Origin of the sequence: Lysobacter hankyongensis (genome assembly GCF_039543145.1) — a bacterium.
Taxonomy (GTDB): Bacteria; Pseudomonadota; Gammaproteobacteria; order Xanthomonadales; family Xanthomonadaceae; genus Lysobacter_I; species Lysobacter_I hankyongensis.
The window spans coordinates 172,320-193,017 of the sequence record NZ_BAABJE010000015.1; the positions used below are offsets into that span (position 1 = coordinate 172,320).

Annotated in this window: 16 protein-coding genes and 2 tRNA genes; 12 read left to right on the forward strand and 6 right to left on the reverse strand. The window is 65.9% G+C overall.

What is annotated here, in order from left to right; genetic code table 11:
- Nucleotides 1–3: 3 nt before the first annotated feature.
- The gene (ppsA, locus tag ABD974_RS15020) at nt 4–2,376 is read right to left on the reverse strand and encodes a phosphoenolpyruvate synthase (protein WP_345304146.1); all 2,373 of its coding nucleotides are present in this window, start codon (nt 2,374–2,376) and stop codon (nt 4–6) included.
- A 99-nt stretch (nt 2,377–2,475) separates the two neighbouring features.
- Between ppsA and ppsR the strand changes: the two genes are divergently transcribed.
- Nucleotides 2,476–3,297 (forward strand): posphoenolpyruvate synthetase regulatory kinase/phosphorylase PpsR, encoded by an 822-nt coding sequence (gene ppsR, locus ABD974_RS15025; protein ID WP_345304147.1) that lies wholly within the window; start codon nt 2,476–2,478, stop codon nt 3,295–3,297.
- Between the two features lie 157 nt (nt 3,298–3,454).
- Complete coding sequence (locus ABD974_RS15030; protein ID WP_345304148.1) at nt 3,455–3,928, forward strand: DUF1249 domain-containing protein; 474 nt, start codon at nt 3,455–3,457, stop codon at nt 3,926–3,928.
- 160 nt (nt 3,929–4,088) lie between these two features.
- On the opposite strand, the gene ABD974_RS15035 is transcribed toward ABD974_RS15030, so the two are convergent.
- The 4 genes from ABD974_RS15035 to ABD974_RS15050 form a co-directional block, all read right to left on the reverse strand.
- Nucleotides 4,089–4,164, reverse strand: a tRNA-Glu gene (locus ABD974_RS15035).
- 54 nt (nt 4,165–4,218) lie between these two features.
- Nucleotides 4,219–4,294 (reverse strand) — tRNA-Ala (locus ABD974_RS15040).
- Between the two features lie 77 nt (nt 4,295–4,371).
- Nucleotides 4,372–5,655 (reverse strand): NAD(P)/FAD-dependent oxidoreductase, encoded by a 1,284-nt coding sequence (locus ABD974_RS15045; protein WP_345304149.1) that lies wholly within the window; start codon nt 5,653–5,655, stop codon nt 4,372–4,374.
- A 14-nt stretch (nt 5,656–5,669) separates the two neighbouring features.
- On the reverse strand, nt 5,670–7,034 hold the full coding sequence (locus ABD974_RS15050; RefSeq protein WP_345304150.1) for a glutamine synthetase family protein: 1,365 nt from the start codon (nt 7,032–7,034) through the stop codon (nt 5,670–5,672).
- Nucleotides 7,035–7,273: 239 nt separating this feature from the next.
- Here ABD974_RS15050 and ABD974_RS15055 point away from each other — a divergent pair, with 239 nt between their 5' ends.
- From ABD974_RS15055 to ABD974_RS15095, 9 genes are all read left to right on the forward strand, one after another.
- Complete coding sequence (locus tag ABD974_RS15055; RefSeq protein ID WP_345304151.1) at nt 7,274–8,062, forward strand: gamma-glutamyl-gamma-aminobutyrate hydrolase family protein; 789 nt, start codon at nt 7,274–7,276, stop codon at nt 8,060–8,062.
- 4 nt (nt 8,063–8,066) lie between these two features.
- Complete coding sequence (locus tag ABD974_RS15060) at nt 8,067–9,587, forward strand: glutamine synthetase family protein (RefSeq protein ID WP_345304152.1); 1,521 nt, start codon at nt 8,067–8,069, stop codon at nt 9,585–9,587.
- A 58-nt stretch (nt 9,588–9,645) separates the two neighbouring features.
- Nucleotides 9,646–11,004 carry an aspartate aminotransferase family protein gene (locus tag ABD974_RS15065; RefSeq protein WP_345304153.1) on the forward strand — a complete coding sequence of 453 codons (1,359 nt, stop codon included), beginning with the start codon at nt 9,646–9,648 and terminating at the stop codon, nt 11,002–11,004.
- Between the two features lie 111 nt (nt 11,005–11,115).
- Entirely contained in the window at nt 11,116–12,252 is a 1,137-nt protein-coding gene (locus ABD974_RS15070; RefSeq protein WP_345304154.1) for a polyamine ABC transporter substrate-binding protein, read from the forward strand.
- 54 nt (nt 12,253–12,306) lie between these two features.
- The gene (locus ABD974_RS15075) at nt 12,307–13,455 is read left to right on the forward strand and encodes an ABC transporter ATP-binding protein (RefSeq protein WP_345304155.1); all 1,149 of its coding nucleotides are present in this window, start codon (nt 12,307–12,309) and stop codon (nt 13,453–13,455) included.
- Nucleotides 13,452–14,363, forward strand: coding sequence for an ABC transporter permease subunit (locus ABD974_RS15080; protein ID WP_345304156.1), 912 nt, complete (start codon nt 13,452–13,454; stop codon nt 14,361–14,363). The genes ABD974_RS15075 and ABD974_RS15080 overlap by 4 nt, the downstream gene beginning before the upstream one ends.
- Nucleotides 14,360–15,211, forward strand: a complete 852-nt coding sequence (locus ABD974_RS15085) for an ABC transporter permease subunit (protein ID WP_345304157.1) — start codon at nt 14,360–14,362, stop codon at nt 15,209–15,211. Before ABD974_RS15080 ends, ABD974_RS15085 begins: the two co-directional genes overlap by 4 nt.
- 59 nt (nt 15,212–15,270) lie before the next feature.
- The gene (locus tag ABD974_RS15090) at nt 15,271–16,632 is read left to right on the forward strand and encodes an NAD-dependent succinate-semialdehyde dehydrogenase (RefSeq protein ID WP_345304158.1); all 1,362 of its coding nucleotides are present in this window, start codon (nt 15,271–15,273) and stop codon (nt 16,630–16,632) included.
- A 28-nt stretch (nt 16,633–16,660) separates the two neighbouring features.
- The gene (locus ABD974_RS15095; RefSeq protein ID WP_345304159.1) at nt 16,661–17,614 is read left to right on the forward strand and encodes a hypothetical protein; all 954 of its coding nucleotides are present in this window, start codon (nt 16,661–16,663) and stop codon (nt 17,612–17,614) included.
- Nucleotides 17,615–17,649: 35 nt separating this feature from the next.
- Here the strand turns inward: ABD974_RS15095 and ABD974_RS15100 are convergent, their stop codons facing one another.
- Complete coding sequence (locus ABD974_RS15100; protein WP_345304160.1) at nt 17,650–19,971, reverse strand: molybdopterin-dependent oxidoreductase; 2,322 nt, start codon at nt 19,969–19,971, stop codon at nt 17,650–17,652.
- Nucleotides 19,972–20,209: 238 nt separating this feature from the next.
- On the opposite strand from ABD974_RS15100, the gene ABD974_RS15105 reads away from it, so the two are divergent.
- Nucleotides 20,210–20,464, forward strand: a complete 255-nt coding sequence (locus tag ABD974_RS15105; protein ID WP_345304161.1) for a hypothetical protein — start codon at nt 20,210–20,212, stop codon at nt 20,462–20,464.
- The last annotated feature ends 234 nt before the right edge of the window (nt 20,465–20,698 follow it).

Consider the following 20,698-nt stretch of genomic DNA (forward strand, 5'->3'; position numbering starts at 1 on the left):
CGATCAGCCTGCCTTGGATTTCGCGAGCTTCAGCCACGTGTCGACCACGGTATCCGGGTTCAGCGACACCGATTCGATGCCTTCGTCCATCAGCCACTGGGCGAGGTCGGGGTGGTCGCTGGGGCCCTGGCCGCAGATGCCGACGTACTTGCCCTTGCGCTTCGCGGCCTGGATCGCCATCGACAGCATCTTCTTGACCGCCGGGTTCCGCTCGTCGAAGAGGTCGGCGACGATCGCCGAGTCGCGATCCAGACCGAGGGTGAGCTGGGTCATGTCGTTGGAACCGATCGAGAAGCCGTCGAAGATGTCGAGGAATTCGTCGGCCAGCAGCGCGTTCGACGGCACTTCGCACATCATGATGATCTTCAGGCCTTCCTTGCCCTGTTCGAGACCGTTCTCGCGCAGGACTTCGATCACCTTGCGGCCTTCCTCCAGCGTGCGCACGAACGGAATCATCACCCAGCAGTTGTCCAGGCCCATGGTCTCGCGGACCTTGCGCACCGCGCGGCATTCCAGCGCGAACGCTTCGCGGAACGAGGCGTTGATGTAACGGCTGGCGCCGCGGAAACCGATCATCGGATTCTCTTCGTGCGGCTCGTAGCGCGCGCCGCCGATGAGGTTGGCGTACTCGTTGGACTTGAAGTCCGACAGGCGCACGATCACCGGATTCGGCGCGACCGATGCGGTGATGGTGGCGATGCCTTCGGCCAGGCGGTCCACGTAGAAATCGACCGGACTGGCGTAGCCGGCCATCTTCGCGTCGATCTTCCGCTTGGTGTCGATGTCCTGGTCGGCGTATTCCAGCAGCGCCTTCGGATGCACGCCGATGTGGCTGGCGATGATCATTTCCAGGCGCGCCAGACCGATGCCGGCGTTCGGCAGCATCGCGAAATCGAACGCGCGCTCCGGGTTCGCCACGTTCATCATGATCTTCAGCGGCGCCGGCGGCATGTTGTCGAGGTCGGTGACGATGCGCTCGAACGGCAGCTCGGTGTCGTAGATGAAGCCGGTGTCGCCTTCGGCGCAGCTGACCGTCACCGGCTGGCCGTCCTGCACGGTGTCCAGCGCGTTGCCGGTACCGACCACGGCCGGTACGCCCAGCTCGCGGGCGATGATCGCGGCGTGGCAGGTGCGGCCGCCGCGGTTGGTGACGATGGCCGCGGCGCGCTTCATCACCGGCTCCCAGTCGGGGTCGGTCATGTCGGCGATCAGCACGTCGCCGGGCTGCACCCGGTTCATGTCGGCGATCGAGCGCACCACGCGCGCGGTGCCGCTGCCGATCTTGTGGCCGATGGCGCGGCCTTCGCAGACCACGTCGCCGCGGCGGAGCAGGCTGTAGCGTTCGATCTGGGTCGCGTGCGCGCGCGATTTCACGGTCTCGGGACGCGCCTGCACGATGAACAGCTTGCCGGTGACGCCGTCCTTCGCCCATTCGATGTCCATCGGGCGGCCGTAGTGTTCCTCGATGGTCAGCGCCTGCTTCGACAGTTCTTCCACGTCGGCATCGGTGATCGAGAACCGGTTGCGCAGTTCGGCCGGCGTGTCCTCGTTGCGCACGCGCTCGCCGGGCTTGTCGGAATAGACCATGCGGATCTGCTTCGAGCCCATGGCGCGGCGCAGGATCGCCGGCTTGCCCTGGCGCAGGGTCGGCTTGTAGACGTAGAACTCGTCGGGATTCACCGCGCCCTGCACCACGTTTTCGCCCAGGCCGTAGCTGGCGGTGACGAACACCACGTCGCGAAAGCCGGATTCGGTGTCGAGCGTGAACAGCACGCCGGAGGCGCCGACGTCGGAGCGCACCATCAGCTGCACGCCGGCCGACAGGAACACGTCCTCGTGCTTGAAGCCGTGATGCACGCGGTAGGCGATGGCGCGGTCGTTGTAGAGGCTGGCGAACACTTCCTTGACCTTGCGCACGACATCGTCGGCGCCGGTCACGTTGAGGAAGGTTTCCTGCTGGCCGGCGAACGAGGCGTCGGGCAGGTCCTCGGCGGTGGCGGAGGAGCGCACCGCCACCGCGATGTCGGACCCGCCGTTCTCCGCGCACACCTGCGCGTAGGCGTCGCGGATGTCGCGATCGAGCTCCGGCTGCAGCGGTGCATCGATCACCCAGCCGCGGATTTCGCCGCCGGCGGCGGTGAGCGCCGGCACGTCGTCGACGTCGAGCGTGGCCAGCTTGTCGTAGATCCGCTGGTGCAGGTCGTTGTGGGCGATGAAGGCCTTGAACGCCTCGGCGGTGGTGGCGAAACCGCCCGGCACCGACACCCCCAACCCGGCCAGATGGCCGATCATTTCCCCCAGGGAGGAGTTCTTGCCGCCCACACGGGCGAGGTCGGACAGGCGCAGCGCGTGCAGCCAGAGGATGTTCTCGTTCAAGGCGGGGGCTCCGGGCGGGCGCGGCAGGGCGCCGGGGAAAGCGTTATTTTAACAAGACCCGGGCCTCCGCCGCCCCTCGACTTCAGTCCATCGACCCGCATGAGTACAGTCCGACCGGTCTTCTACGTCTCCGATGGCACCGGCATCACCGCCGAAACCATCGGCCACAGCCTGCTGACCCAATTCGCCGGGACGGATTTCCGCACCGACCGCATCCCGTTCGTGGACACGGTGGAGAAGGCGGGGGAGGCCGCCGCCCGCATCCGCGCGGCCGGCGATGCCACCGGCAGCCGGCCGATCGTGGTGAATTCCTGCGTCGACGCCGCGCTCACCGCGCGCCTGGCCGAGAGCGGGGCGCTGATGCTGGACGTGTTCGCACCGTTCATCGAGCCGCTGGAGCGCGAACTGGGCGAGCAGCGCCAGTCGCGGGTGGGCCACGCCCACGGCATGGTCGATTTCGAGACCTACCACCGCCGGATCAACGCGATGAACTTCGCGTTGACCCACGACGACGGCATCGCCACCAACTACGACGAGGCCGACGTGATCCTGGTGGCGGTCTCCCGCGCCGGGAAAACCCCGACCTGCATCTATCTGGCCCTGCATCACGGGGTGAAGGCGGCGAATTACCCGCTGACCGACGAAGATCTGGAACACGACCGCCTGCCGCCGCGGCTGCGACCGCACCGGGCCAAGCTGTTCGGGCTGACCATCGATCCGATCCGCCTGCAGCAGATCCGCCAGGAGCGGCGCGCGAATTCGCGCTATGCCCAGCTCGAGACCTGCAAGCGGGAAGTGGTGGCGGCGGAGGCGATGCTGCGCGCCGAGCGCATTCCCACGCTCAGCACCACGCACACGTCGATCGAGGAGATCGCGGGCAAGGTGATGACGACCCTGGGGATCCAGCGCGAGATGTTCTGACCGCGGACCGCCGCGCGTCGCAGGCACGCGGCACCCGCTGTGTCTTCATGAACGAAAAACGCCGGCGAAAGCCGGCGCGTGACATGTTCCATGGTGGGGGCGGGAAGGGCATTCGTCAATGCTGTTGCGGGCATCGCCGGATGTGTAGGATCGCCCCATGCCGCACGTCCTCACCCGCCCCATCGATGCCGCGAAAATCAACCGCTTCTCCTGGTTGATGGCGCTCTACGCCGAGAATCATCAGCGGCTCCACCGCCTGTTCGTTCCCGAGGACCTGGTCGAAGGGCGCTACGTCTCTTCCGTCGGCGACGGCCTCGATCTGCATCTCGATGTCATCGCGCGGCACGCCTACACCGTCGAACTGCGGCTGAGCTACGCGCTGCTCGATCCGGTGACCGGCGAGCCCGATCCGTCGGCCTACGTGCGCGTGTACCGCGATGCGCGCCAGGCCGAAGCCACGCACTGCTACATCGGCCGCCGCTGGCAGGATGCGATCGGCATGTATCCGCCGCCGGCCGAGGTCCTCGGTCATCGCCTGCGCATGAACACCTTCCTCGGCAAGTGGCTGCAGTATCTCGGCGAGCGCGGGCATGGCATGGGCACGTTGGTGTTCCAGGGCGTTGCGGTCTGAGCGCACCTGCCACGCACATCCTCAGTGCGTGGCGATGTTCGATGCTTGCGTGCGCTTCGCACTGCCGCTGTCTTTACTCAATGTCGAAACGAATCGTGCGACAACCGTGCGCCCAGAAACGACGAAGCCCGCTTGCGCGGGCTTCGTCGTTCGCTTGACTTGGCGTCCCCACGGGGATTCGAACCCCGGTCGCTACCGTGAAAGGGTAATGTCCTAGGCCTCTAGACGATGGGGACGTCGTGAAACTTCTACAACTTCAACTTTCGAACCGGCTTAGGAAGCTCGGAAGTTGGTGGAGCCAGCCGGGATCGAACCGGCGACCTCCTGCATGCCATGCAGGCGCTCTCCCAGCTGAGCTATGGCCCCACAGCTGAGACGCGGAATTCTAGAGACCGTTTCCGGGGCCGTCAAGCATTGGTGAACGACTTTTTCATCGAATCCGTTCACCACAGCGCATCCCGCAGTTTGTACCAGGCCATCGCCGCCACCAGCATCGGCGTGCGGAAGGTGCGGCCGCCGGGAAAATCGCGGTGCGGGATGCGCGCGAACACATCGAGGCGTTCGCTCTGGCCGCGGATCGCTTCGGCGATGACGCGTCCGGCCAGACCGGTGCCGGCGACGCCGTGTCCGGAGAAGCCCTGGGCGAAATACACGTTGTCGTGACCGATCCGGCCCCAGTGCGGGGCGCGGTTGAAACTGATGTCGATGGTGCCGCCCCAGACGTGCTCGAAATCCTCCGCGGCGAGCTGCGGAAACACCTTGCGCATCCGCCGCGCCATCACCCACGCCAGATTCGGCGGCTGGAAGTTGGAATAGCTGGCGCGGCCGCCGAACAGCAGGCGGTGATCGCTGCCGAGGCGAAAGTAGTCCAGCGCCCAGTTGATGTCGGCCACCGCCATGTCGTTGCGGATCAGGCTGCGCGCGCGGTCCGCGCCCAGCGGCCGGGTGGCTGCGATATACGTGCCGACCGGCATGATCTTGCGATCGAGTGCCGGCGCAACCCCCTTCACCAGTGCATTCCCGGCCAGCACCGCGAAATCGCAGCGCACCGATCCCTGCGCGGTGTGCAGCACCGGCTTCGCGCCGTGCGTCATCCGCAGCACGCGGCTGCCTTCGAAGACGCGCACGCCGGCGGCGAGCGCCGCGCGGCCGAGGCCGAGCGCGTATTTCAGCGGATGCAGATGGCCGGAACCGGCGTCGTAAAGGCCGCCGACATAGCGCGGCGAATCGAGCTGCGCGCGCAATGCTTCGTGATCCCACCACGGCAGTGGATAGCCGTAGTCGCGTTCCAGTTCCTGCTGCCAGTGCTTGAGTTCGTCGATCTGCCGCGGCTTGATCGCGACGTGCATGTGCCCGTCGCGCCAGTCGCAGTCGATGGCGTGCCGCGCGCGGCGTTCGTGAAGCAGCCGCACGCCTTCGACCGACCAGTCGAACAGTTTGCGGGCATCGTCCCTGCCGAGCAGCGCGGCCAGTTTCGATTCGCCGCAACCGAAGCCGAAGATCACCTGTCCGCCGTTGCGGCCCGACGCGCCCCAGCCGATGCGTTCGGCTTCCAGCACCACGACCCGGTAACCGGCTTCGGCGAGTTCCAGCGCCGCGGAGAGCCCGACGTAGCCGGCGCCGAGGATGCAGACGTCGGCGTCGAGATCGCCCTGCAGCGCAGGCTGCGGCGGCAGCGGTTCGACGCTGGCGGCGTACCAGCTGGGCGGGTAGGGCGAGGCGGTCATCGCGTCCGGCCCGATCACACCGACCGCAGATACCAGTCGTATTCGAGCGTGGTGACTTCGCGGTAGAAGCTGTGCAGCTCCTTCAGCTTCTGCTGGCCGTAGATGTGGCGGAAGGTCTCGCCGAACTGCGCGGCGATGAAGTCGCTGGCAAGAAAATCCCGGATCGAATCGCGCCAGTACGGCGTGCGGAGCTCGGTCTGTTCGTAGGCGTTGCCGACCACCGGCGCGCCGGGGTCGTAGCCGTGTTCGATGCCGTCGAGCATGCCGGCCAGCACCGCGGCGGTGGCGAGATAGACGTTGGCGTCGGCGCCGGCGATGCGGTGTTCGATGCGGGTGTTCTTCACGTCGCTGTGCGGAACGCGCATGGCCACGGTGCGGTTGTTGAAGCCCCAGACCTCGTTCAGCGGCACGAATGCGTTGAGCACGAAGCGGCGGTAGCTGTTGGCGTTGGGGGCGAACAGCAGCAGACAGTCCCGTGCGCTGCGCTGCAGGCCGCCGATGGCGTGCTTCAGCGCGTCGCAGGGCGCGTCCGGCGTGCAGGCGAAGATGTTGTCGCCGTTCGCGTCGAGCACGCTGGCATGGATGTGCAGACCGCTGCCGGCCTGATCGACGAGCGGCTTGGCCATGAAGCTGGCCTGCAGGCCCTGTTTCTGCGCGATCGCCTTGATCGCACGCTTCAGATAGATCGCATCGTCGCAGGCGAGCAGCGCGTCGTCGCGGTGCTTGAGATTGATCTCGAACTGGCCGGGCGCGTATTCGGCGACGGCGGTGTCGGCCGGAATGCCTTGGGCCTGGCAGGCGCAGGCCACGGCGTCGATGAAATCGTGGAAATCGTTGAGGTCTTCGATGTAGTAGACCTGCGTGCTGAGGTTGCGCGCGCCGGTATGCGCGTTCACCGGCGGCTGCGGACGGCCGTTGGCGTCGGGCAGGCGGTCGAACAGATAGAACTCCAGTTCCACCGCCACCACCGGCTTGAGGCCGCGCGCGTCGTAGCGGTCGAGGACGCGCTTCAGCACTTCGCGCGGATTCGCCTCGAAGGTGCCGCCTTTGGCGTCCTCCATCGACAGCAGCAACTGCGCCATCGGCCGCGGCGCCCACGGCACCGGCCGCAGCGTGCCGGGCACGGGTCGGCAGATGCGATCCTCGTCGCCGATGTCATAGCCCAGCCCGGTCTCCTCGACCGTGTTGCCGGTGATGTCGGTGGCGATCAGCGACATCGGCAGGCAGACGCCGTCGGCGTAGACCTTCTCCAGCGCGCTGCGGGTGATGCGTTTGCCGCGCAGCAGGCCGTTCATGTCGGGCAGGATCAGATCGACCAGTTCGCAGTCCGGGGTCTGCTGCAGGGCGAGAAGGTCGTCGGGCGAAAGGCTGGCGGGCATGGGCGATGCACGGTTCATGAGGGCTCGCAACAGTGTGACAGTTGGCGAATGCAGCGGATAGGCGTCAAGAATACTCAACGGGGATCTTGCCAGCTTTTTCCGAAATTCGCCGGCAAATCGCTGCTGCCGTGCAGCAATACGGGGCCCATTGGTGTCCTTTCCGGGCGTCGTGTTGCAGAAATCGAACGGGCCGGTTAACGTGCGGTGGTCGCCTCTCCGGCGCTGCACGAGCGCTCTGCATGTCTTCCCGCACGGCACGGCCACCGCTGGTCGGCCTGCCGACCGACCGCAAGATGATCGGCCCGCATCCGTTTCTGGCGGCGGGCGAAAAGTATGTCCGCGCGGTGCTGGACGGTGCGGACTGCCTGCCCCTGCTGATCCCCGGCCTGCAGCCGCCGATCGCGCTGCGCGCGGTGCTGGAAGGTCTGGACGGCATCCTGCTGACGGGCGCCGTGAGCAACATCGAGCCGCACCACTACAGCGACGAGCCCAGCTATCCCGGCAATCTTCACGACCCGGCCCGCGATGCCACCAATCTGGCGCTGATCCCGCTGGCGATCGAACTGGGCCTGCCGATCCTCGCCATCTGTCGCGGCTTCCAGGAAATCAACGTCGCCTTCGGCGGTCGCCTGCACCAGAAGGTGCATGAGGTCGCAGGCTTCATGGATCATCGCGAGAACCCCGACGAGCCGCTCGACGCGCAGTACGCGCCGGTGCACGAAGTGCAGCTCGCGCCCGGCGGCCTGCTGGCCGGCATCGCCGGCACCGATCGGGTGCGGGTCAACTCGCTGCACGGGCAGGGGATCGCCCGGCTCGGCGAAGGGCTGACGGTCGAAGCTATCGCGCCCGACGGACTGATCGAAGCCTATCGCCACGACGGACCGACGCAGGACGGATCGACCAGGGCATTCCTGCTCGCGGTGCAATGGCATCCGGAATGGCGCGTGCTTGAGAATCCTTTCCATCACGGTATCTTTCGCGCGTTCGGCGACGCCTGCCGACAACGCGCCGCGCAACGGATAGGATGATCGCATGAGCACACGGACCCCGCCCCGGAAGACCGCATCCAGCAAGACCGCGCCGGCCGAGACGCCGCCGGGCAAGACCAAACCGGGCAAGACCAATACGAGCAAGGCCAATACGAGCAAGGCCGCTTCGAAACGCAAGTCCGACAAGCGCGCCGCGCGCGGTGCCGCGGCTGCGAAATCCAGCGAGCACAAGCTGCTGCGCTGGCTCAAGGATCGCCACATCACCGAAGTGGAATGCCTGGTGCCCGACATCACCGGCAACGCCCGCGGCAAGATCATTCCGGCGGACAAGTTTTCGCACGATTACGGCATGCGCCTGCCCGAAGGCATTTTCGCGACCACCGTCACCGGCGACTTTCCGGACGACTATTACGACCTGATTTCGCCGTCCGACGCCGACATGCTGCTGCGGCCGGACCCCGATACCGTGCGTCTGGTGCCCTGGGCCACCGATCCGACCGCGCAGGTGATCCACGACTGCTTCACCAAGGACGGGGCGCGCCACGAACTGGCGCCGCGCAACGTGCTGAAGCGGGTGCTCGACGCCTACGAAGCCGAAGGCCTGCGCCCGGTGGTGGCGCCGGAGGTCGAATTCTTCCTGGTCCAGAAGAACACCGACCCGGATTTTCCGCTGCAGCCGCCGGCCGGGCGCAGCGGCCGGCCGGAAACCGCGCGCCAGTCGTATTCGATCGACGCGGTCAACGAGTTCGACCCGATCCTCGATCTGATGTACGACTACAGCGACGCGATGGGGCTGGACGTGGATACGCTGATCCACGAATCCGGCGCCGCGCAGCTGGAGGTGAACTTCACCCATGCCGACGCGATGTCGCGCGCCGATCAGGTGTTCCTGTTCAAGCGCACCATGCGCGAGGCGGCGCTGCGTCACGGGGTCTATGCGACGTTCCTCGCCAAGCCGATGGAGAACGAGCCCGGCAGCGCGATGCACATCCACCAGAGCGTCGTCGACCTGAAGACCGGCCGCAACATCTTCACCGGCCGCGGCGAAGGCAAGCACAGCAAGGCTTTCGAGCATTACCTCGGCGGTCTGCAGAAATACGTGCCGATGGCGATGGCCTTCTTCGGCCCGAACGTCAATTCCTACCGCCGCCTGGCCTTGGGCCAGGTCGCGCCGATCAACGTGCAGTGGGGCTACGACAACCGCACCTGCGGCCTGCGCGTGCCGATGGACACGCCCGATAACACCCGGGTCGAAAGTCGCTTCGCCGGCTCGGACGCCAATCCCTACCTGGCGATGGCCGCGACCCTGGCCTGCGGCCTGTTCGGCATCCGCGAGAAGCTCGAACCTACCGGCCCGCTGGCCAGCAGCGCGCAGGACGTGGGCTTCGAGCTGCCGCGTTCGCTCGGCGAGGCGCTGGACGGGCTGGAGGGCTGCACGGCCCTGCACGACCTGATGGGCGCGCGCTTCGTGCGCGCCTACATCGCGGTGAAGCGCAAGGAGTACGAAACCTTCTTCCGCGTCATCAGTTCCTGGGAACGCGAGTTCCTGCTGCTCAACGTCTGACCATTCGCACCGCGCGCCCCGCACCGGGGCGCGTACCGCCACGCCTTCCGGAACGCCCATGGACAAAACCGACATCGCCCGCCTGCAGCAACTCGATGCCGAGCATCACCTGCATCCGTTCAACGACAACGCCGCGCTCGCGAAAAAGGGCACGCGCATCCTGACGAAGGGCGAGGGCGCCTACGTCTGGGACGCCGACGGCAACAAGCTGCTGGACGCCTTCGCCGGCCTGTGGTGCGTGAATCTCGGCTACGGCCGCAGCGAACTGGGCGAGGCGGCGTCGAAGCAGATGACACAGCTGGCCTACTACAACAGTTTCTTCCAGTGCACGGTCGAACCGACGATCGAGCTGTCGGCGAAGCTGGCCGAGCTCACCCCGGCCGACCTCAACCACGCCTTCTTCACCAACTCCGGCTCCGAGGCCAACGACACCATCCTGCGTCTGGTCCGGCATTTCTGGGCGGTGCAGGACAAGCCGCAGAAGAACATCTTCATCGGCCGCCACAACGGCTATCACGGCACCACCATGGCCGGCGCCAGCCTCGGCGGCATGGCCGGCATGCACAAGCAGGGCGGGCTGCCGATCCCCGACATCCACCACATCGACCCGCCGTTCTGGTTCGCCGACGGCGGCGATCTGTCGCCCGAGGAATACGGCCTGGTCGCCGCGCGCCGGTTGGAACAGAAGATCCTCGAACTCGGCCCGGACCGCGTCGCCGCCTTCATCGGCGAGCCGATCATGGGCGCGATCGGCGTCTACATCCCGCCGATGACCTATTGGCCCGAGATCGAGCGGATCTGCCGCCGGTACGACGTGCTGCTGGTCGCCGACGAAGTGATCTGCGGCTTCGGCCGCACCGGCGAGTGGTTCGGTTCGCAGTATTTCGGCATCACCCCGGACGTGATGACCCTGGCCAAGGGCATCACCTCGGGCTACATCCCGCTGGGCGCGGCCATGTTCAACGATCGCGTGGCCGGCGTGCTGAAGCACCAGGGCGGCGAACTGGCCCACGGCTGCACGTATTCCGGACACCCGGTCTGCACCGCGGTGGCGCTGGAGAACATCCGCATCCTGCAGCAGGAAGGCATCGTCGACCGCGCCCGCACCGAGATCGCCCCGTATCTGGCCGAGCGCTGGGCCGAACTGGGCGAGCACCGCCTCGTCGGCGAGGCACGCATCGCCGGCATGGTCGGCGCGCTCGAACTGGTGCCGCACAAGGGCCGCCGCGCCTTCTTCGAAGAGCGCGGCAAGGTCGGCGTGCTCTGCCGCGACAACGCCCTGCGCAACGGACTGATCCTCCGTGCCACCTATGATTCAATGCTGTTGTCGCCGCCGCTGATCTGGACCCGGGCGCAGGTCGACGAGTTGTTCGAGAAGGCGTGGAAGGCGCTCGACGAGACCGCCGCGGCGCTTTGATGCGCCCGGCCGCGTGAGCCGCTACTCTGTCGGAGAGGTCATTCCGGGCATCACTTCAAGAACGCCATTCCACGTCACATCACTGACCCTCCGGGGCAAAGGGATATCACGATGAAACTGCGAGTGTTGGGACTCTCCATCGCCGTCTGTCTGCTGGCGGCATGCGGCGGCAAGCAGGACGGCAGCGCCGCCACCGGCGACGGCAAGGCCGAAGGCGGCGACGACAAGACCCTGAACGTCTACAACTGGTCCGACTACATCGCCGAGGACACCATTCCCGCGTTCGAGAAGAAGAGCGGCGTCAAGGTGGTCTACGACGTCTTCGACAGCAACGAGATGGTCGAGACCAAACTCCTCGCCGGCTCCAGCGGTTACGACATCGTCGTCCCGACCCTGAACTTCCTCGGCCGTCAGATCCAGGCCGGCGTGTTCCAGCCGCTGGACAAGTCGAAGATCCCGAACCTCGCCAATCTCGATCCGGACATGATGAAGCGCATCGCGCTGCAGGATCCGGAGAACAAATACGCGGTGCCGTATCTGTGGGGCACCACCGGCATCGGCTACAACGTCGACAAGGTCACCGCCGCCTTCGGCAACACCGACGTGACCAACAGTTGGGACCTGGTGTTCAAGCCCGAGAACATCGCCAAGCTGAAGGATTGCGGCGTCACCTTCCTCGACACGCCGTCCGAGATCATTCCGATCACGCTGAACTACCTGGGCGAAGATCCCAACAGCCAGGATCCGGCGGTGATCGACAAGGCCGCGGCGCTGCTGAAGACGATCCGTCCCTACATCACCAACTTCCACTCCTCGCAGTATATTGACTCGATGGCCAAGGGCAGCACCTGCCTCGTGGTCGGCTGGTCGGGCGACATCATCCAGGCCCGCGACCGCGCCGAAGAGGCCAAGAACGGCGTCAAGATCGGGTACTCGATCCCGAAGGAAGGCGCGCCGATGTGGTTCGACATGCTGGCGATCCCGAAGGACGCCAAGCACGTCGACAGCGCCCACGCCTTCATCAACCATCTGCTCGACCCGCAGGTCGCCGCCAACAATTCCAACTTCGTCAGCTATCCGAACGCGAACACCGCGTCGACCGCGCTGATCGACAAGGAAATCACCGGCGACCCGACGATCTATCCGCCGGCGGAGGTGCAGGCGAAGCTGTTCACCTTCGCGATCATCCCGCCGGAGGTCGACCGCCAGTACACGCGGATCTGGACCCAGCTCAAGACCGGCCGTTGATCCAATCCCGGGGCAGGCAGCGATGCCTGCCCCGCTGCATTCCGAGGGAAGCACATGGCCGCAGTCGCCAACGAAAAACCGCAGAACGGCGCGTCGGGCGCCCCCAGGGCCACGGTCGAGGATTACCTCCGGATCGTCGATGTCCGCAAGGAATTCGACGGTTTCGTCGCCGTCGACGACACCAACCTGTCGATCCGCAAGGGCGAGATCTTCGCGCTGCTCGGCGGCTCCGGCTGCGGCAAGTCGACGCTGCTGCGCTGCCTCGGCGGCTTCGAGCGGCCGACTTCCGGCAAGATCTATCTCGACGGTCAGGTCATGAACGATCTGCCGCCGTACGAACGGCCGATCAACATGATGTTCCAGTCGTACGCGCTGTTCCCGCACATGACCGTCGAGCAGAACATCGCTTTCGGCCTGAAGCAGGATGGCCTCGGCAAGGACGCGATCGCCCGGCGCGTCGAGGAGATGCTCAACCTGGTCCAGCTCGGCAAGCTCGCCAAGCGCAAACCGCACCAGCTCTCCGGCGGCCAGCAGCAGCGGGTGGCGCTGGCGCGTTCGCTGGCCAAGGGCCCCAAACTGTTGCTGCTCGACGAGCCGATGGGCGCGCTCGACAAGAAGCTGCGCTCGAAGATGCAGCTCGAACTGGTCGACATCATCGAGAAGTCGGGCGTGACCTGCGTGATGGTCACCCACGACCAGGAAGAAGCGATGACGATGGCCACGCGGATCGCGCTGATGGACGCCGGTCGCATCCGTCAGGTCGGCACGCCCGACGAGATCTACGAATCGCCGACCAGCCGCTTCGCCGCCGAGTTCATCGGCTCGATCAACATGTTCGACGGCCGCATCGACGAGGACCAGGCCGACTACATCACCATCCAGTCGCCGTCGCTGCCGGTGCCGATCTACGTCGGCCACGGCGTCTCCGGTTACGAAGGCCAGGAAGTCGGTTACGGCGTGCGTCCCGAGAAGATGGTGATCAGCAAGGACGAACCCGAGCAGGCGCACAACAAGGCCCGGGGCAAGATCGAGGACATCGCCTATTTCGGCAGCCATTCGGTGTTCCACGTCCGCCTGCCCAGCGGCTACAAGGTCATGGCGAACTTCGCCAACCAGCAGCGCTGGGCCAGCGAGGGCATGACCTGGGGCGACGAGGTGTGGGTGTCGTGGGGCGACAACGAAGGCGTGGTGCTGACCACATGAACATGCGCATGCTGAAGAAGTTCCTGCCGGGCTCGCGCTGGGCCGTCATCAGCGTGCCTTACGTCTGGTTGCTGCTGTTCTTCGCGATTCCGTTCCTGATCGTGCTGAAGATCTCGTTCGCGAAACTGGCGATCGCGCAGCCGCCGTACACCCCGATTCTCCAGGTCGTGCAGGACGAGGTCCTGCTCAAGCTCAACCTCACCAATTACATGGTGTTGTTCTCGGATTCGCAGTATCTGCTGGCCTACGCCAGTTCGCTGAAGATCGCCGCGATCTCGACTTTCTTGACCCTCCTCATCGGCTATCCGATGGCCTACGTCATCTCGCGGCTGTCGCCGTCCGCGCGCAACATCGCGATGATGCTGGTGGTGCTGCCGTCGTGGACCTCGTTCCTGATCCGCGTCTACGCCTGGATCGGCATCCTCGACAGCAACGGCCTGCTCAACAATCTGCTGATGAAGCTCGGCCTGATCGACGAGCCGCTGCGGATCCTCAACACGCCGGTCGCGACCTACATCGGCATCGTCTACTGCTATCTGCCGTTCATGGTGCTGCCGCTGTATTCCAATCTGCTGAAGTTCGACCATCGCCTGCTGGAGGCCGCCTACGACCTCGGCGCGCGGCCCTGGAAAGCCTTCCTGAAGATCACGCTGCCGATGTCGCGCAGCGGCATCATCGCCGGCTGCATGCTGGTGATGATTCCCGCGGTCGGCGAATTCGTGATTCCGGAAATGCTCGGCGGGCCGGATACGCTGATGATCGGCCGCGTGCTCTGGAGCGAATTCTTCAACAACCGCGACTGGCCGGTGGCCTCGGCGGTGGCGATCGTGATGCTGATCATGCTGCTGATCCCGATCCTGATCTTCAACCGCGTCCAGCAGAAAGAGCTGGAAGGGCGGCTGACATGAGCGGCGCCAGCATGCAGGGCAGTCGCGCGATCCGCTGGTCGGTGCTCGGTCTCGGGTTCGCGTTCCTCTACATCCCGATCCTGATCCTGATCGTCTACTCGTTCAACGAATCGCGGCTCGCATCGGTGTGGTCGGGCTTCTCGGTGAAGTGGTACGGCGAACTGCTGCGCGACCGCGCGATGCTCGACGCGGCCTGGGTCAGCCTGAAGGTCGCGTTCTGGACCGCGAGCGCGGCGGTGGTGCTGGGCACGATGGCGGCGCTGGCGATGACCCGCATGCGCCATTTTCCGACCAAGACCATGTTCGGCGCGATGATCACCGCACCGCTGGTCATGCCCGAGGTCATCACCGGCCTGTCGATCCTGCTGATGCTGGTGTCGATGGGCGGCCTGATCGGCATCGCGCCGAAGGGCGTGGTCGCGATCTGGGTCGCGCACGTCACCTTCACGCTCGCGTTCGTCACCGTGGTGGTGTCCTCGCGCCTGGCGGAGCTGGACAAGTCGCTGGAAGAAGCGGCGATGGATCTCGGCGCCAACCGGATCAAGGTGTTTTTCCTGATCACGCTGCCGATCATCGCGCCCGCCTTGGTTTCGGGCTGGTTGCTCGCGTTCACGCTGTCGCTCGACGACGTGGTGATCGCCAGCTTCGTCGCCGGCCCCAATTCGACCACGCTGCCGATGAAGGTGTTTTCCTCGGTCCGCCTCGGCCTGAGCCCGAAGATCAACGCGCTGGCGACGTTGATGGTGCTGGCGGTTTCGGTCGCTGCGCTGATCGGCTGGTGGCTGATGTATCGCGAGGAAAAGCGCCGGCAGCGCGACATCCAGCTCGCGATCCAGGACAACGGCTGAGCGGCATGGCGGTCGAGCACGACGAACACTGCGAGACGAACCCTGCGACAGGTGACGAGATGACGGTGAAATTGATCCATCCATGGACCGGCGAGGTCGACTACACCTACGACTACATCGGCGATGCCGAGGTCGAGCGTGTGCTGCAGGCCGCCGCGGACGCGGCGCCGGCCTGGGCCTCGCGCAGCCTCGACGCGCGCGGCGCGCTGCTGCGCGAGGTCGCGGCCCGGCTGCGCGCGCGCCGCGAGGACATCGCGGCGACGATGAGCGCCGACATGGGCAAGCTGCGCCGCGAGGCCCTGGCCGAGATCGAGAAATCCGCATCGGCCTGCGAGTACTACGCCGATCACGCCATCGACTATCTGCGCGACGGCGCGATCGCGACCGAGGCCGCGCGCAGCTACGTCACCTACGAGCCGCTGGGCTGCGTGTTCGCGGTGATGCCGTGGAATTTCCCGATCTGGCAGGTCTTCCGTTTTCTCGCGCCCGGGCTGATGGCCGGCAATGTCGCGGTGCTGAAGCACGCGACCAACGTGCCGCGCTGCGCCGACGCCATCGCCGAGGTGCTGCGCGAGGCCGGCGTGCCGGACGGCGTGTTCGGCGTACTGCACATCGACAACCAGCTGGCGGCGAAGGTCATCGCCGATCCGCGGGTGAAGGCGATCACCCTCACCGGCAGCGAGCGCGCCGGCAGCGCGGTGGCTTCAGCCGCCGGCAAACATCTGAAGAAATGCGTGATGGAGCTGGGCGGCAGCGATCCGTTCGTGGTGCTGGACGACGCCGATCTCGACGTGACCGTGCCCGCCGCGGTCGCCTCGCGCTTCGGCAACGCCGGCCAGACCTGCATCGCGGCCAAGCGGTTCATCGTCACCCCGGGCATCGCCGATGCGTTCGTCGCACGCTTCGTCGAGGCCGCATCGAAGCTCGCGATCGGCGATCCGATGGACGACGCGACCACGCTTGCGCCGATGGCCCGTGCCGATCTGCGCGACGAGATCCACGACCAGGTGCAGCGCAGCGTCGCCGCCGGTGCCACGCTGCTGCTCGGCGGCACGCCGGGGCAGGGCGCGTCGCACTATCCGGCGACGATCCTCGATCACGTCGCGCCGGGCATGCCCGCGTACAACGAAGAACTGTTCGGCCCGGCCGCGAGCATCCTCCGCGCCCGCGACGACGACGACGCGGTGCGGATCGCCAACGACACCGATTTCGGCCTCGGCGCCAGCGTGTGGACCCGCGACAAGGCCCGCGGCGAAGCGGTCGCCCGTCGCCTGCAGGCCGGCGCCACCTTCGTCAACGCGATCGTGCGCAGCGACGTGCGCCTGCCGTTCGGCGGCACCAAGACCTCGGGATTCGGCCGCGAACTCGCGGAGCATGGCATCCACGAGTTCATGAACATCAAGACGGTGTATGTGGCTTGAGCGCCGATAAGCAAGGGCAACCTTGCAGATGGGAATGTTGATTATGGAGCCTGCAAGCCGAGGTGGCGGAAATGAAGAGTACAAGCTTCGCTATCCGGTGGATTTAGATCGCAGTTTTTCGTTGCCGCGCGATACGGTTGATCAAATGCTCGGAACCTCTGCGTACGCTCAGATGGAGCGAACGCCTTATGGCTTTATGTTCGAGATCGCTGGATTTGCTACTGAGGTCGATGCAAGACGCTTCGCTATGCGCTTGGAATTGGAGCTAAGGAAAGTCTGTATTGAACGTAGGCTGTCGATGTTTTTTCCGGCCGAAATTTATGCTTACGAGAAGTTTGAGGTTCCAGTACTGCTGCCCGTTGAAATGCTCGGCAAATGGCAAAAGAACCATGCGCATGGAATTGTTGTGGATGGTCGCGTACCCACCACCATGGCATGTATCGTTCCTGAGCATCTTAAGATTGTTTACTTGGGCGAGATTCGCGGGGGCTTCTCGATAGTGGTTCCGATGGATAAAATCAGAACCGCACTAGACAATGCTTTTTCTGAAAATTTGGAAGAATTAGGAGTGAATGCTTCGTGTCTGCATGAGCGTCATAGATTGGCTGCTGATTTCTTTTCGCTTGCGTGCGCGCATGGGTCTCCGTTTAGTCGCGTTATTCATTTGGTGATTTGCTTGGAGATCTTGGCTGCTGCTGTCGGCATTGGGGATAACTATATTCATGGGACACGGAAGTTGTTTTCGAGATTTGACGTGGAAAAAATAATGCCGCAGATAGCGCTGGGGCGTAACGCGCGAGATATGGAGTTGTCCCACGCACTTCATGCGATACGCGGCGATATCGTTCATCGCGGATATACCGCAAGTCCCGACGTGGATCGGATATTAAATGCGGGAATGGACGCCGCTGGTGTCGTCTTGGTTAATCTGCTTGATCAGTATCGCGATTCGTCGCGCATGACGAGCTTTGCTTCGCCTTAATCTTTCGGCAGGAGCCGACCCGTATTCATCGGCGATCACGCCGTCTCCGCATCCATCGCTCGCAACCGCACCGGCACGCCGCTCAACACCGACGTGCCCGACAGCGGGTCGCGCAGGGTCTCGTCGAGCAGCGCGTTGAGATTCGCGCCGGGACGCTCGCTGGCCAATCGCTGCGTCGTGCCCGGCAGATCGTGACCCCAGCCGTGGGGCAGACTGACCACGCCGGGGCGCATGTCCTCGCTGCATTTCACGCGGACCGCGATTTCGCGGCCGCCGGCGCCCTGCAGATGCGCGAGCGCGCCATCGGCGATACCGGCCGCCGCGGCATCCTGCGGATGGATCAATGCGAGGCAGCGCTCCGGGCCCTTGGCCAGTGTCGGCAGGTTGTGCATCCAGCTGTTGTTGGAACGCACATCGCGGCGACCGATCACGATCAGCGGATGACCTTCGCCCGGGACCTCTGAGTCGGCTTGCGACAACGCCGCTTCGACCCGCGCGAGATCGGCGAGCAGGGCCGGCGGTGCGGCCTGGATGCGGCCGTCGGGCGTGCGCAGCACCTCGGGCAGTCGCGCCTGCAGCGGGCCGAGATCGATGCCGTGCGGCGCTGCGCGCAATGCCTCCAGCGACAGACCCTCGGGGCGCGCGCCGAAACGGTCGCCCCAGTGGCCAGCGCGCAGGGCGAGATCGAGCTGGCGTTCCGGGCCATCGAGATGCGCGCTGGCGCGGAGCAGGGCCGCGACCGGTTCGGCCTGCTGTTCGGCCGGCATGCCGGCGGCGCCGAGCATGCCGTGCAGGTCCTTCTTCAGCGCCTCTTCGTCGCGGGCGTCGACATCGGCCGCCGCCGCGGCATCGTGGCCGTCCAGCATCGCGGCGAGCCGCATCAGCACGCGCCACTCGGGCCAGGCGTCGTCGGGCACCGGCAATACCGGCGGGCTGAAACGCGCGGCGTGGGTCCACGCCAGCTGCGTGAACGCGATGTCGTAGTGCGGTTCCTGCAGCGGCGACAGCGCCGGCAGGATCACGTCGGCATGGCGCGTGGTTTCGTTGCGATAGATGTCGAGGCTGAGCATGAAGTCCAGACCGTCGAGCGCGGCGGACAGGCGGGCGCCGTTCGGTGCGGACAGCACCGGATTGCTGGCGATCGTGATCAGCGCGCGCACCTGCGGCCCGTCGGCGTTGTCGGGCGTGTCGATTTCCTCGGCGAGGCAGCCCATCGGGAATTCGCCCATCACTTCCGGCGCGCCGCTCACCCGCGAATGGCGGCGCCCCATCACCACGCCGCGCCCGCGGCCGCCGGTACCGGTGCTGTTCGCCTGCAGCGCCGGGGCCAGCGGCCAGCGCATGCCGCCTTCGGCGTCGATGCGTCCGGTGATCAGGTTCAGCACTTCGACCAGCCAACTGCAGAGCGTGCCGAACGGCTGGGTGCAGGTGCCGATGCGGCCATACAGCGCGGCGCGCGGCGCATCGCGCAGCGTTTCGGCCAGTTGGCGGATCGTCGCCGCATCGAGACCCGCGGCCGCGGCCATGCGCTCGGGCGTGAACGCGGCCACCGCCGCCTGCAGTTCGGTGATGCCGACGACGTGGCCGTCGGCCAGGCCGAGAGTCGGCGAACCGGTCGCGAACAGATGCTGCAGCATGCCGAGCAGCAGGAAGGCATCGCCGCCGGGGCGGATCGCGTGATGTTCGTCGGCGACGTCCGCGGTTTCGCTGCGCCGCGGATCGATCACGATCAGCCGGCCGCCGCGCTCGCGCAGCGCGCGGGCCTTGCCGCGGAAATCCGGCACGGTCCACAGGCTGCCGTTGCTGGCGATCGGATTGGCGCCGAGCACGATCAGCAGATCGGTGCGTTCGATGTCGGGCACCGGGATGCTCAGCCAATGTCCGTACATCAGGCCGCAGGCGACGTGCTTGGGCATCTGGTCGAGGGTCGAGGCGCTGAACACGTTCGGCGTGCCCGCGGCGCGGGCCAGACGCGGCACGTAGAGCTGCAAGCCCAGCTTGTGCACGATCGGATTGCCGAAGCTGAGCGCCAGCGTGCGGCGGCCATGCGCATCGAGCAGCGGCATCAGCCGGCGTTCGATCTCGGCGAACGCCTCCTCCCAGCCGCAGGCCTCCCAGCGCGCGTGTTCGCCGCGGCCGCGACGGATCATCGGCGTGCGCAGGCGGTCGGGGTCGTCGTGCAGGTCCTTCAGGGCCACGCCCTTGGGACAGAGATAGCCGCGGCTGAAGACATCGTCCCTGTCGCCACGGACCGCGACCACCTCGTCGCCGCACAGTTGCACGCTCAGGCCGCAGGCGGCCTCGCAGAACGGACAGATGCGGTACGCGGTACGGGTGTCGTCGCTGGACTCGGTCATGGCGTTCTCGTGCTCCGGTGCGAAAGCGTGCCGCGCCCGGCCATTGTGCAGGAAACGGACGATGTCCCGACGGCGCTGGAGGGCGGTGGCCCGTGGCGCCCGGATGACCGCCCGTCGGTTCATGGCGTTCGCCGGGCGACAGCCGACGAGGGTCTCTGTTTGCGGGACAGGATTGCGTTATGAATGGCCGCGACGCCGGATCGCAGGCGTCGAGCCGTACCCCACATGGAGGCAGGACATGAGAAAGCTCAGCACGCTCCTCGCATCGGCCGCGTTCGCGGCGGGACTGGCGATATCGCTGGATACGCTCGCGCTGCCCTATCCGCAACCCGGACAGGAAATGGTGGTCACCTATTACGGCAGCGCGGCGAAAACCACCGTCGTCGGCGTCAGGTCGTATCACAGCGGTTGCGATGTCCACCACACCTCATGGGGTTCGACATCGGCGTACTCGACCATTTCCTACTACGGTTGCGTCGATCCGGAATATTGAGTCGTTCACGCATGCCGGCGTCGTTTCCGGCATGCGCGACGCATCCGACGAAGCCCTTCGCCAAGTGCGGCGGCTGCTTCGGGAAGCGGCTCCCATGCGCTGCCGGCCGTTCCTGCGCGATCGCCGCGACCGGCGACGGCGGTCGCTGTCCGCGATGCAGGCTTGCGCCATGGATGACGCGGCGCCGGGTTCGGGCGTCGGTGGTCCCATCGGTCCGCCGGACGGCGGTCCACA

Coding starts and splice junctions, on each gene's coding strand:
- ppsR (WP_345304147.1), top strand. CDS start 2,476: ATGAGTACAGTCCGACCGGTCTTCTACGTCTCCGATGGCACCGGCATC.
- ABD974_RS15030 (WP_345304148.1), top strand. CDS start 3,455: ATGCCGCACGTCCTCACCCGCCCCATCGATGCCGCGAAAATCAACCGC.
- ABD974_RS15045 (WP_345304149.1), bottom strand. CDS start 5,655: ATGACCGCCTCGCCCTACCCGCCCAGCTGGTACGCCGCCAGCGTCGAA.
- ABD974_RS15050 (WP_345304150.1), bottom strand. CDS start 7,034: ATGCCCGCCAGCCTTTCGCCCGACGACCTTCTCGCCCTGCAGCAGACC.
- ABD974_RS15055 (WP_345304151.1), top strand. CDS start 7,274: ATGTCTTCCCGCACGGCACGGCCACCGCTGGTCGGCCTGCCGACCGAC.
- ABD974_RS15060 (WP_345304152.1), top strand. CDS start 8,067: ATGAGCACACGGACCCCGCCCCGGAAGACCGCATCCAGCAAGACCGCG.
- ABD974_RS15065 (WP_345304153.1), top strand. CDS start 9,646: ATGGACAAAACCGACATCGCCCGCCTGCAGCAACTCGATGCCGAGCAT.
- ABD974_RS15070 (WP_345304154.1), top strand. CDS start 11,116: ATGAAACTGCGAGTGTTGGGACTCTCCATCGCCGTCTGTCTGCTGGCG.
- ABD974_RS15075 (WP_345304155.1), top strand. CDS start 12,307: ATGGCCGCAGTCGCCAACGAAAAACCGCAGAACGGCGCGTCGGGCGCC.
- ABD974_RS15080 (WP_345304156.1), top strand. CDS start 13,452: ATGAACATGCGCATGCTGAAGAAGTTCCTGCCGGGCTCGCGCTGGGCC.
- ABD974_RS15085 (WP_345304157.1), top strand. CDS start 14,360: ATGAGCGGCGCCAGCATGCAGGGCAGTCGCGCGATCCGCTGGTCGGTG.
- ABD974_RS15090 (WP_345304158.1), top strand. CDS start 15,271: ATGACGGTGAAATTGATCCATCCATGGACCGGCGAGGTCGACTACACC.
- ABD974_RS15095 (WP_345304159.1), top strand. CDS start 16,661: ATGGGAATGTTGATTATGGAGCCTGCAAGCCGAGGTGGCGGAAATGAA.
- ABD974_RS15100 (WP_345304160.1), bottom strand. CDS start 19,971: ATGACCGAGTCCAGCGACGACACCCGTACCGCGTACCGCATCTGTCCG.
- ABD974_RS15105 (WP_345304161.1), top strand. CDS start 20,210: ATGAGAAAGCTCAGCACGCTCCTCGCATCGGCCGCGTTCGCGGCGGGA.